The sequence below is a fragment of the Sporosarcina aquimarina genome (assembly GCF_019748715.1).
Classification (GTDB): domain Bacteria; phylum Bacillota; class Bacilli; order Bacillales_A; family Planococcaceae; genus Sporosarcina; species Sporosarcina newyorkensis.
The window spans coordinates 32,837-45,036 of record NZ_JACLBZ010000008.1 but is presented as its reverse complement, the minus strand read 5'-3'; the positions used below and the strand labels follow the sequence as shown (position 1 = coordinate 45,036).

At 39.5% G+C, this 12,200-nt stretch carries 12 protein-coding genes; 6 read left to right on the top strand and 6 right to left on the bottom strand.

Going from position 1 to position 12,200, the window contains the following annotated elements; translation table 11 throughout:
* Positions 1-21: 21 nt before the first annotated feature.
* The 3 genes from H7J92_RS03675 to H7J92_RS03665 all read left to right on the top strand — a co-directional run bounded on the left by H7J92_RS03675 (position 22) and on the right by H7J92_RS03665 (position 2,439).
* Positions 22-519: a TRAP transporter small permease gene (locus H7J92_RS03675; RefSeq protein WP_009765942.1), complete on the top strand. Its 498-nt coding sequence runs from the start codon at positions 22-24 to the stop codon at positions 517-519.
* Positions 500-1,771 carry a TRAP transporter large permease gene (locus H7J92_RS03670; RefSeq protein ID WP_078817198.1) on the top strand — a complete coding sequence of 424 codons (1,272 nt, stop codon included), beginning with the start codon at positions 500-502 and terminating at the stop codon, positions 1,769-1,771. Before H7J92_RS03675 ends, H7J92_RS03670 begins: the two co-directional genes overlap by 20 nt.
* 101 nt (positions 1,772-1,872) lie before the next feature.
* Complete coding sequence (locus H7J92_RS03665) at positions 1,873-2,439, top strand: DUF488 domain-containing protein (RefSeq protein ID WP_245799465.1); 567 nt, start codon at positions 1,873-1,875, stop codon at positions 2,437-2,439.
* A 32-nt stretch (positions 2,440-2,471) separates the two neighbouring features.
* On the opposite strand, the gene H7J92_RS03660 is transcribed toward H7J92_RS03665, so the two are convergent.
* On the bottom strand, positions 2,472-2,837 hold the full coding sequence (locus H7J92_RS03660; protein WP_078817200.1) for a DUF2188 domain-containing protein: 366 nt from the start codon (positions 2,835-2,837) through the stop codon (positions 2,472-2,474).
* Positions 2,838-3,131: 294 nt separating this feature from the next.
* On the bottom strand, positions 3,132-4,814 hold the full coding sequence (locus H7J92_RS03655) for a M14 family metallopeptidase (protein ID WP_078817201.1): 1,683 nt from the start codon (positions 4,812-4,814) through the stop codon (positions 3,132-3,134).
* A 438-nt stretch (positions 4,815-5,252) separates the two neighbouring features.
* Between H7J92_RS03655 and H7J92_RS03650 the strand changes: the two genes are divergently transcribed.
* Both H7J92_RS03650 and H7J92_RS03645 read left to right on the top strand, forming a co-directional pair.
* Entirely contained in the window at positions 5,253-5,444 is a 192-nt protein-coding gene (locus H7J92_RS03650; protein ID WP_009765937.1) for a hypothetical protein, read from the top strand.
* Positions 5,437-6,855: an amidase gene (locus H7J92_RS03645; RefSeq protein WP_078817202.1), complete on the top strand. Its 1,419-nt coding sequence runs from the start codon at positions 5,437-5,439 to the stop codon at positions 6,853-6,855. The genes H7J92_RS03650 and H7J92_RS03645 overlap by 8 nt, the downstream gene beginning before the upstream one ends.
* Before the next feature lie 342 nt (positions 6,856-7,197).
* Here H7J92_RS03645 and mgtE read toward each other — a convergent pair whose 3' ends face one another.
* On the bottom strand, positions 7,198-8,556 hold the full coding sequence (mgtE, locus tag H7J92_RS03640; protein WP_009765935.1) for a magnesium transporter: 1,359 nt from the start codon (positions 8,554-8,556) through the stop codon (positions 7,198-7,200).
* 149 nt (positions 8,557-8,705) lie between these two features.
* On the bottom strand, positions 8,706-9,191 hold the full coding sequence (locus tag H7J92_RS03635; RefSeq protein WP_009765934.1) for a general stress protein: 486 nt from the start codon (positions 9,189-9,191) through the stop codon (positions 8,706-8,708).
* Positions 9,192-9,465: 274 nt separating this feature from the next.
* Between H7J92_RS03635 and H7J92_RS03630 the strand changes: the two genes are divergently transcribed.
* The gene (locus H7J92_RS03630; RefSeq protein WP_009765933.1) at positions 9,466-10,050 is read left to right on the top strand and encodes a 3D domain-containing protein; all 585 of its coding nucleotides are present in this window, start codon (positions 9,466-9,468) and stop codon (positions 10,048-10,050) included.
* A 127-nt stretch (positions 10,051-10,177) separates the two neighbouring features.
* On the opposite strand, the gene H7J92_RS03625 is transcribed toward H7J92_RS03630, so the two are convergent.
* On the bottom strand, positions 10,178-11,590 hold the full coding sequence (locus H7J92_RS03625) for a GGDEF domain-containing protein (RefSeq protein ID WP_221835399.1): 1,413 nt from the start codon (positions 11,588-11,590) through the stop codon (positions 10,178-10,180).
* 240 nt (positions 11,591-11,830) lie between these two features.
* Positions 11,831-12,130 carry a hypothetical protein gene (locus H7J92_RS03620; protein WP_040758379.1) on the bottom strand — a complete coding sequence of 100 codons (300 nt, stop codon included), beginning with the start codon at positions 12,128-12,130 and terminating at the stop codon, positions 11,831-11,833.
* Positions 12,131-12,200: the final 70 nt, after the last annotated feature.

The window sequence follows — 12,200 nt, the reverse complement described above, 5'->3', positions numbered from 1 at the left end:
CAGCAGAAGGGGTGCGAACTATTGAAAACATTACAAAAGATTTGGAGAGCAGTTGAGGAAATCTCAGCAGGAGTATTTTTCTTTGGTGGAATTACACTCATATTCTATGGCGTCGTCATGCGCTATGGCTTCAACTCTCCTAAAGCATGGGTTGAGGAAGTAGTGAGATATGTTATTATTTGGGGCGTTTTCTTAGGTTTCTCTATTGCATTACGACATAATCAGCACATCCAAGTAGATCTCCTCTATGATAAAATGCCAGGTAAAATGAAAAAGTTTGTTGATTTATTTGCTACGCTTGTCAGCATCTTTTTCTGCCTGGCCTATACGTATTACGGTTATGTACTCGTAGAAGCACGTTATCATTCTGGCATGGTATCACTGGATGTCGGCATTCCAATGTGGATTGTCTACTTAATCTTGCCTATTTCCGGTGTATTATTTACATTGCGTTTTATTGAAAGACTGGTTCAATTGGTACGCGGAAAGGATGTAAAATATGACAATCCTCTTACTTAGTATTTTCTTTATTTTACTTCTGTTGCGAGTTCCGATTGCCATCAGTCTTGCTTTATCGACTATGGTTGTGTTGTGGCAGATCGACTTTAATATGACGATGGTACCGCAACGGATATTTACGGCTCTTGATTCCTTTCCAATGATGGCGATTCCAGGATTCGTCCTAGCGGGCGTTCTGTTGGCCCGTGGCGGAATTTCGAAGTATCTAATCGAGGCTTTGAAATCATGGGTTGGCCATTTACCGGGTGGTCTTTCGGTTGTTACGATTTTAGCTTGTATGATTTTCGCGGCAATCTCGGGTTCTAGTCCGGCTACAGCAGCGGCAATCGGTTCGATCATGATTCCTGCAATGGTGAATGCAGGGTATGATAAGAAGTATTCTATGGGTCTGGTAGCAGCTGGTGGTACGTTGGGGATTTTGATTCCTCCAAGTATTCCATTGATTATTTATGGTATTACAGCAGAAGTCTCGATAGGAAAGTTATTTATGGCCGGTGTCATTCCGGGAGTCCTATTAGGAGGAGTCCTTATTGCTTCAGCTATTTTTTATGCAAAGAAAAATGGCTATAAAAGTGAGCGGAAAGCTACTTGGGATGAGAGAAGAAAGAGTTCATTAAAAGCAATTTGGGGAGCATTTCTCCCATTCTTGATTTTGGGTAGTATTTACAGCGGAGTAGTTACACCGACAGAATCTGCTGTTATTGCGGTGTTTTATGGAATCATTGTATCAGCGTTTATTTATCGCGAACTTCATTTTCGGGATATTCGTCCGATCATTATTGAGTCCATCAACATTACTGCGATGATCTTCTTGATTATCGGCGCTGCAAGTTTGTTCGGATTGTATTTAACCAATGCACAAATTCCTCATGAAATCGGGGCGTGGATTTCGGAAAGTAATGTGAATAAGTGGGTATTTATCCTGCTTGTGAATTTATTACTGTTTGTGTTGGGAATGTTCTTAGAAGCAGTTTCCATCATTCTGATTACACTACCAATTCTATTGCCTATGCTCGTTCATTTTGATATTAATTTATTACACTTCGCGATCATTATGACAATCAACATGGAGTTGGGTATGATTACCCCGCCAGTTGGTTTGAACTTATTCGTAGTGAGCGGAATATCGAAAGAAAAACTTGGAGATGTTGTAAGAGGAGTTATTCCTTTTATCTTCTTGATGATTCTAGTGTTGGCGATCGTAGTTTTCTTCCCTCAATTGTCATTATGGTTAACAGAAAAGATGGATTAACAGAAGGTCTTCCAGTATTTTTGCTGGAAGGCTTTTTATTTATCTAAAAGTTTATTCATACAGGCAAGTAGGGAAGAGTGATGGTAAGGGGAGGGGAGAAGGTGGAGATTTATACAATTGGTCATTCTACGCATACAAAAGAAGAATTCTTAAAATTGCTTGATGATGCGAATATCGAAAGGTTGATTGATATAAGGGCATTTCCAGGCAGTCGAAAGTTTCCTCATTTTCATGAGGATCTAATGAAAGAATGGCTCCCTGCAAACGACATTGCATATGAACACTGTGGAAAACTTGGTGGGCGACGGAGGAAATCGAAGACGATTGATCCAGAAATAAATGATGCGTGGGACAATCAGTCCTTTCATAATTATGCGGATTACACATTAACTGCAGATTTTAAAGAAGGCGTTGATCAATTGATGGAAAAGGCTTTAAAGCAGAGGATTGCGATATGTTGCTCTGAACGCCATCCCGCACGATGCCATCGTCTGTTAATCAGTAATTGGCTGGCGCTGCACGGATGGGAAGTAAAACATATTATAGACGGTCCAAAAGAGAAAACGCTTATTGAAGATCATGTTATCGGAAAATGGGGACCACATCATATAGTGCTAGAAAGTAATGGCACGGTTATTTATCCTCCAGGGCCAAAAGAAAAAAACTAGCTTGCCCTTACAATGTTGAAAGGGCGAGCTAGTTACTCGTAGAGGGTCTTTTCATGTGATCCATCAGCAAGGAAAATGGATAAAACTCCATCATGTTCATTCACATATTTCTTGGCTTTCTCTAGTAGATCTGTTTTCGTAGAATCTTTAAAGATGACATGGTCGCTGTCGGTCTTTTTTAGAATCCATTCGTCTTGCCTAGGTTTCACTTCGTAGTGTGGACGTCCTTCACTTTTTCCTTCTACATATTCATGAGCTTGGGCGGTAGCTATTGAGATGGCGCGGCCTTCTTCGTAGTTCTCTCTTAATAAGGCGTTGGCAATTTCAATCGCTTTTTCTCGGACATCTGGATCTAAGTTCTTCATTGAAGCAGGATAATCATTTTTACTCCATGGCATGAACCGTCACCTCCTGCTTCATAAATTCCCGCTTAGTAATGAAAATAAACGTAAGAAGTCATGAAGTTTTAGACGGCTCTAGTATTTACTGAAGATCTTTTGTTTGTCATTTGCCGGCTGCTCTGTCAGGGGGAAAGTGCTGTCGGAAAAGAGGATGGTTCGGTAAGATGGTGTATTGGTTCATCCCGACGAAGCATTGAAGTGTTTCTTTACTGTCCGAAGTTTGATACAGAAATAAAAGCCTGTCCTGAAAGAAATTACTGACTTTCAAGACAGGCTTTTTGGCATTTATTTTTATTCCAGGACTAAATCCAACTCTTTCATATATCGGTAAACAGGTACTTCATCTTTTACATTTACAGGGATAAAGTTGAATGTCACATAGCTATCGACAGATTCAGGTTCTAGCGAAAGAGCGACCAGATTGGCGGTAGGTTGTGCCATACTGATGACGTAGCTGCCAGCAGGGAAGAATACTCTTTTCTTGGAAAGTTGGGCTTCGATATTTGCTCGCATATGTCCTTCGTAATAGCTTGTGTCTACCTTTTTATCTGTGACTATATAACTCTCCACTTCTAACTCTTGAGCATTCTTTGTTTTCTTAACAGTAGCTCCTTGAATTTTCAGCTTGTCCGCAATATGGTGATATGCTGGCGGTAAAATATAAGCGGTAGGGCGAACGCGTTCTAATGTAGCGATACCATTCGTTGCGCTGTTATAGCCAACCGGTATTTCTTTTACCGTTCCTGTTGCAACATCAACGACTTCGAGAGTTTGGTTTTTCACTTCTGTACGATCACTTCTCAAAATAAGTGTGTCTTTTTCCGACACTGTTTTTCCTTTTTCAACTATTTCATCGCGAGCATCTTGCACCATTTTCTTAACAGACTCTGCATTTTCTGCAGTTGTTCTCAAAATACTTGAGTGTGTTTCGACTTGTGATGCGACTCGGCGGACAAAGTTCTCTTTACCAATACCGATCCCGCGGCTTTCTACTAAGAAGGAGAAGCTTGGCTGCAATCCATTTGCGTTTCTACCGATTCTTGCTTCTGCGCCGCCTTCATCCAATGTCACATGACCATCTTTGGAGCTGTTAGTAAAATATTCTCTACTCGAATAGCCAGTACGCTCGAGTGCCTGAAAAACATTTTTTCCGAATAAATCATCTGATTGCTTTCGGATTTGCTCTGGAATATTTAAGTTCTTTCCGGATAGCAATAAGATATCATGATACTTGATGGAGCCTTGCTCGCCAAATTGCTTGAAGGTTGAATCGCTCAATCCGTATTCATGTGCATCGACTACTACTTCAGGTTGGAATTGATTCATGCCTTTATGAACTGCTTGGGTTTCAGGAAGCTCTAATTTTACGTGATCTCGGTTCGCATCTAAAGGAAGTGCCGTTTGACGCTGGAAGTATTCTGCGCCATCTGGATTGATACGTGGATAAATGACGACGTTGATCTTATCCAAAACTTCTTTTCCTAGGTTTCCATTTGCCAACTCATTAGCCATGACCAGCATGGATTCTCCACCGGCAGGCTCGTTACCATGGACATGTCCTTGTAGCCAAACTGTAGGCTTTGATTTAAATTCTGCTGAATCTTTTCCGCTTGTAGTAGTGAAAATGAGCATAGGCAATTCAACACCTTCAAGAGAGTGCCCGGCAATCTCCATACTGGCTGAAGGGTTATTATCCACGATATCTTGCAGGTAACGCATCATGTCGGGATTCGTAGTCATCCATTTATCCTTTTTCAAGCCTGGCGTTACAAGCTCCATTTCTGGTTCTTTGTATAACTCTAATACTTTGAGAGATTGTTCATAATGAGTGCCGGGAGAATAAGACATATGTGAAGAGTTTGTTTGGCCGGCAGCTGGAGGTAAGGAGTGTTCTGCAGTTGCAGCTGAAGAATAAGTGGGCGCAGCGACAATTGTTGCTAAAATAGCAGGTATAACTAGTTTTCTTTTTAACATAGAATTCCCCCTAGAATAATGTTTTTATATAAATAATAGTAGTAAGCGCTTATAAGTCGAAGTTATAATAGATTGCTAAATAACTCAAGCAACTAAGTTTACACCAACTAAAATTGATTCGTTTTATCTAAAATATTAATATGTTCCAGTACTGTTGGTACAATTAATATAAATAATCATGCTTTTAGGTTAATTGTATGTAACTTTAGTGATATTTGGTAAAATGTTTTTACTTTTAGTTCAATGTCATAAAAGCCATTGTAAAAGAGATAGCGCAGTAAAATATAATTAAACTAAAGACCCAGAAGAAGATCACTATATTTGAATTATTTTGAATAATTTATAACTTGATGATAGAGTTAAAGAGAGAGCTTAGTATTGGTTCACAATAAGCTTTCACTTTGCACTAAACAATGTAGCAAAAACAAATTAAAAGGAGTGAACACATTGTCTCTATCCGTTAAGCAACTATTGGAGAACAAAGGGATTCAGGCTAAGCCGGAACATTTGGAGATCTTGGAAAGTCGCTGGAAGGGTATGCAAGAGTTAAGAGGGACATTAAAGGGTGTTAAAATCGAAGACGCCGATATCGGGCTTCGCAATATTCCCGGAGGTGATCATATTGGCTAAAGAATTGATTCAGAAATCTGTTGAAGAATTGGCTCCGCTTATACAAAATGGCTCCTTATCTCCTGTTGATTTAACGAAGGCGGTTTTAGACCATGCTGAGGACACTCAGGAATCCATTAATGCGTATATGACCATCTATCGTGATGAAGCAGAGCAGTCAGCCCGTGAGGCAGAAAAAGAAATTAAAGAAGGAAAGTATCGGGGAATGTATCACGGTATCCCGATGGCCTTAAAAGATAATTTATATTTCAAAAATAAAGTGACTACAATGTCATCTAAAATCCATAAAGATTTTGTTCCGGACGATGATGCAACTGTTGTTAGCAAGTTGCGGGACGCAGGTGTAATTTTTACCGGCAAACTGAGTATGCACGAATACGCATGGGGGATCACTAATAATAATCCTCATTACGGAGCGGTCAGAAACCCATGGGATACCGATAAAATACCAGGCGGTTCGAGTGGCGGTTCCGGAGCAGCTGTGGCGGTAGGTTCGAGTGTTGCTTCACTTGGAACAGACACGGCAGGCTCCATTCGGATTCCGTCATCCATTTGCGGAATTGTCGGATTAAAACCGACGCATGGACGAGTTAGCAAATATGGCTGTTATCCATTAGCTTGGACACTGGACCATATTGGACCTATGACGAAAACAATCAAGGATGCGGCGGGAATGATGGATATCATTTCAGGATACGACCAGAAAGATCCCACTTCTGTGAATACACCGGTCAATCAGTATTTGCAAAAGATCCAAGGCAATGTGAAAGACTTGGTAATCGGAGTGAATGAAGAGTACTTCTTTAAACAAGTCGATAATGAAGTAGATCAAATCGTACGGAAAAACATACAAGCCCTTGTAGATCAAGGAGCTAAAGTAGAAATCGTTAATATTCCTTCACTTCAATATGCGGAGTGGGCAGAGCTGGTTACTTCGCTTTCTGAAGCATCTGCAATTCACCATGAAGATATGTTGAAGAGACCACAAGATTTTGGCGATGATATCCGCATGTTGTTTGAACTGGGTGAACTGCCGTCGGCTGTAGATTATTTACAAGCACAGCAAGTCAGACGACAGTTGAAACAGGAATTCCAACAAGCGTTCCAGAAAGTGGATGTAATGATCGCACCAACGTTGCCTGTAGTCGCCAGTACAATTGGGGATGATACCGTTGATCTGAATGGTCAGCAAGTCGATTTGATTGATAATATTATCCGTTTCACAGGACCAAGTAACTTAACAGGCTTACCGGCATTATCGGTACCTGGAGGGCTAAAAGGGAATCTGCCGGTTGGCGTCCAGATTATCGGGCCTGCATTTGCTGAAGCTCGTATACTTGATGTAGGATATGCAATTGAACAGACAAACCCAATGAAAGACAGAAAGCCTGAGTTGTTAACCCGAGCGTAAAATCAATTAAAAACTCCGCGATCAACCCATGATCGCGGAGTTTTGGTTAGGTACTCGCTCTTCGACTAAGCGGTACTTAACTATTCGACGTATAGTTTCTTCCCTATCACAAACCCAGCTGCACCAAACTTCAACCCAAATCCGTTTGTGCAATTGGTAGTACTATAAGTATAGCCTGTGAAGAACAGAATAAACGCAAATCATCGAACTGTGAGAAATGTCATACCCCTGTAGTGTTTGGCATCATAATGACATAAATTACACCAACCTTACAACTGTCTTTCATTAAGATAACATATGAAAAACCTTCCGACTTTATGCATGAAAAGTCGGAAGGTTTTGTTACATTAATTTAGAAATAAACATTGTCGCAATACCAAAATAGATCAGCAAGGAAAGAATATCATTGATCGTTGTGATCAGAGGACCGGATGCTACAGCAGGGTCGACTTTGAACTTATTGAGGATCAAGGGAATAACAGTACCGGCAATTGTCCCGATGATCAATGTCGCAATGAGTGAGGAACCTACTACCAATCCAAGAGTAAAGCTTCCTTGCCAAATATATGCAATGACAGAAATAACTGCCCCGCACACGACACCCAATATAACGCCAACAATTAATTCGCGAAATACTAAATGCAGAGATTTTTTCATGGTCATGTCTTCAGACACTAAACCGCGCACGACGACAGCGAGTGACTGTGTACCAGTATTACCTGTCATTCCTGCAATCATTGGCATGAAAAAGGCAAGTGCAACGACTGCTTCGAGGGTCTCTTCGAAACGAGAAATGATACTGCCTGAAACGAGCCCGATAAAAAGTAATAATATAAGCCAAGGAAGTCTACGATAGGCAGCAACTAGGGGTTTTGTATGGAAGTCAATCGATTTACCGGAAGCAAAAAGCATTTCTATGTCTTTATCTGCCTCTCTGACGACAATGTCAAGAACTTCGTCTGCCCTGATGATTCCGATCAATATATTATTTTCATTGACTACGGGAAGGGACACAAAATCAAAACGCCCAATCATTTTGGCAACTTCACCTTGCTTGGTCGTATCAAACACTTTGGCGATCGAAGTTTGCATAATATCTTTTACGCATTCATCAGCTTCAGCAAGCAACAAGTCCTTATAGGATAATACGCCAACTAATTGTTTATCATCGTTAATGATATATACATAATTTAGATAATGGGCGAAAGCTTCATAATGCTTTAATTTTTCCACAGCTTTTGTGACGCTATAAGATTGATGAACCCATACATAACGAGTCCTCATAATTCGACCTGCAGAATCTTTTGGATACTTTCTCTGTTGGCGAATATACTTTTTTTCTTCCTGTCGCATTTCAGCAATTAATTTTTCAACTTGTTTATCGGGAAGATCTGAAAGCAGATAGGATAAGTCTTCACTTTTCATTTGATCAAGTAATTCTGTTGAACGAATCGGGCCTACTAATTCAAGCACCCGCAGTTGTTCATTTCTAGTTAGGGACCCGAGCATTTTGATCAATTTATCAGTGTCCAATACTTCCAAAAAGATTGGATGTCGCTTTCTTGGCAACCGTCGGTATTGTGCAGCGACTTCAGAAGGCTCTAATTCATCAATCGCCTTTTTCAAGGACTCTAAATTACCGTCCTTCGTCAGTTTTATAATAGCTCTTGAAATATCATCTCTATTGTTTGTCAATGGCATGGTCAGCACCCCAATCGTTTAAAGATAATTGTTGTTTCTCTTGCTATCCCCCAAATGAAGAAAAAACAAACAATAGTAAACCTGGCTAAGTGCATAAGTTTTTCCAATCAAAAAAGAGCCTCCTTTGTGGAGACTCTTGTATCTTTAAATCAAATAAGTGGACCTCTGCCATGAGGTGCCGGGTCATTTAATGGGTCATAAAGATCGGAATCGACTAATACCAATATTTTCCCATGTTCGAATTGTTCATTATATTGATGTGCTTCTTCATCTGGAATCCCCATGCCGATTAAAGCACCCGCCAGACCGCCTACACCGGCACCTGCAGCCGCGCCCGTGATGCCCGCTACAATTGGTCCTGCTGCAATAATCGGACCGACGCCAGGTATAGCCAAGGCCCCAAGGCCCGTTAAAATGCCGCCTAATCCTCCAATTAACCCTCCAGTTGCTGCTCCTGTAGCTGCGCCTTCACCTGCATGCGTATCCGTTTCTTCCACTACATGTTCTACTTGATCGGAACTTCGACTGATTACTGAAATTTCATCCGCAGTAAAACCTTGGCGTTTAAGATTTTCAATCGCCGCAATTGCTTCTGTATCCGTGTCATATGTTCCTACCACTTGTCTTCTAACCATAAAAAATTCCCTCCTTGAACTAAAAGCTCTTATTTTCTCACTACAGAGAATTTACCCTTTTTTTAATAGATAAAACGTAAGAAGAAATAAGAGTTATTTCGACAGTAGTTGATAGACTTATTGGACAAAATACCTGTTTCTTAAGCAATTTTCTATTAAGGAGCCATACTTGTAACAATAGACTTATCTTTGTAATGGATTCGACTGATAGTTGTAATGTAACTGTAACAGTAGCTTGGTAAGCTGAGTCTATTAAAAAGTTAGGGGTGGCATATTGAAGAAGTTTTTATTTTCATTAACAGTAGCCATGTTGATTACTATTTTCACAAGCGGAATGAATGAAACATCTGCAGCTACATCTGTTCATACAGTGAAAAAAGGCGATAGCTTATATAAAATCTCACAGATACATAAAGTTTCCGTAGCAGATTTGAAAAAATGGAATAACTTAAAGTCATCGGTTATTCATCCAAACCAAAAACTGCGTTTAGTTAAGCCGTCAAAAGTTGCTTCCAGTACATCTTCAAACAAGAGCAAAACACCATCACGCTCTGACGGACCACAAGTCGTTAAAGAGTTCATGGTGAGTGCAACAGCATATACGGCACATTGTAATGGGTGTACGGGCTTGACGAAAACAGGTTTAAACTTACGTAAAAACCCAGATTTGAAAGTGATTGCAGTCGATCCAAGTGTCATTAAATTAGGCACGAAAGTCCATGTCGAAGGGTATGGATATGCGGTTGCTGGAGATATTGGCAGCGCAATTAAAGGAAATAAGATTGATGTATTCATTCCAAATAAGACACGCGCGTACCAATGGGGCCGCAAGAATGTGAAAATCAAGATTCTTGATTGAGAATAAACCTAGTTCGGCTTTATGCCGGATTAGGTTTATTTTATTTCTCTGTTCTTATTTCAGAATTGGAGAAGGTGAATACCATATAAAAAACATGAATCCTTTTCAAAAGGAGTTCATGTTTCTATTATACAAATGAAACGATTTGATTTTTCCCATTTTGCTTTGCTCTATAGAGCGCTAAATCAGCTAGGTGAAATAAATCTTTAAAGCTTACAACATCGCGCATCAGATTATCACCAATACCAATACTAATTGTAATCTTTTCAGAGACAGTTTGCAGATCCAGTGGTATAGTTTCAATTTTCTTTGCGATGAGTAAAGCTTTCTTCTTCGCTTGCTCTCGCGATATTCCATGCATGACCAACACAAATTCGTCACCACCGAAGCGCCCTAAGATGTCGTCTCTCCGAATTAGAGAAGAACAAACCTTTGCTACCATTTTAATTGCCTCATCACCTGCTAAATGACCGTACGTATCATTTATAGACTTTAAATTATCAATATCAAAGGCGATGCAAACAATAGATTCTTTCGTATGTGATGCAGCGGCCAATAAACGATCCGTCGTTTCCTCTAAATACCTTCGGTTATACAAACCAGTTAGATAGTCTAGATGCTCACTTGTTTTCTTAGAAGAGGCTTGCAATCGGAGTTTTAATTCTAAAGCAGCTTTCCCCCAATTGTAGCTTTCAAGTTCATGTAATAAATCAATATATTCCTTTTGTATAATCGCCAATTCATCATAACTAAAAAGATGTTCTGCAATTTCAATTCGTTTCTGTTGAATTTCTTTCAATAAAAAATTATCGTGAAGCAATAGGTCACTTTCTTTGACCGTTGTATAAAATTGAAACGCTTTCTTTTGGTCACCAAGGAGTTCGTAAAGCCGGCCTTTTAAGATTGTTAAAAAGGCCTTCTCCTGTGGATACTTTTGTATTTCTGGGAGCTGATCTAAACATTTTATACTTGTCATCGCAATGTCAGAACGTTTCATATTGAGGGCAGATTCAACTAAATATAGATGCCCGCGAATCGAAAGGATAAAGCGATCTGCCACGTATAAGTTTGCATATTTAACTGCAGATTGGGCAGCTTTCAGAGCTTCAGAAAATTGATTGGTTTTATTGAGCATATGGCTTAGGTTACTATAGGCCATGCTCACATACACGAAATTCTCTGTTTCTAGAGCGATCGAGAGTACGTCTTCCAGCAACTTTTGCCCATGTTCAAAGTCGTTTGATATAAAACTGACGAAATATTGTAAATAATACGAGCGCATCCAGTCTTGCTTGGCACCGAATGATAGACAATTTTCATGGTGAGCTTCAATATGGAAAAGAACTTTTTTGAGATCACCAACATAATAATTGGAGAGCGCACTGAAGTAATGAGCATATAAAATGGCTTTCGGATCTGCACACTGAGTGCCTTTCTTCAATAATTCCTCTGCAGTCTTTATGACTAGTTCGTATTTACCTTCACTTCGTAAATGGCTAATAGAGTTTTGTAATGTAGCTAACTCCTTTTCGTGAAGCATATTAGCCCCTCCCATAAACTTTGAATTTTACTAGCTATCATGAGTAAAGACCTATGTTTGTGAAAAATATATGCCTCAATTATAACATGATTTTCCAATAAAAATGACAGTTAAATGAAAAAGAACGTAAATAAATAAAGTTTTAGAACATTATTCTAGTTTTTTATACCTTTTGGTATGTTTGCTAAACATAATACTTTAGGTTTATTTAAAGGTTGGATAAGTGATTTGAAAATCAAATCAGTTAGATTGTATTTCTTTAAACAATTTAATGAAACGATCGGGGTTATCCACTACTTCAAATGTAAATACGCCTTCGTGGGTATGAAGATAAAAAAGACCTGTTTGACCAGAGAAAGGACGATATGATAGATCAAACACATGCTCAAGTGGAAATGTGCGTTGGGAGGTAGTGATACGATCCTGGAACAAATGAATAGAGTGAAAAGATTTAAGGTATGTTTGTTCCAGGCGGTCAACGACCCGTTGGATAGATACGTAAGAAATTGAATGGATTAGTTGATCAGCTGAGTTGCTCATAATAAAACCTCCTGTATCGCGTATCATATCATATGCGAACAACTTCACAAAAAGTTGCACTTACTATTTG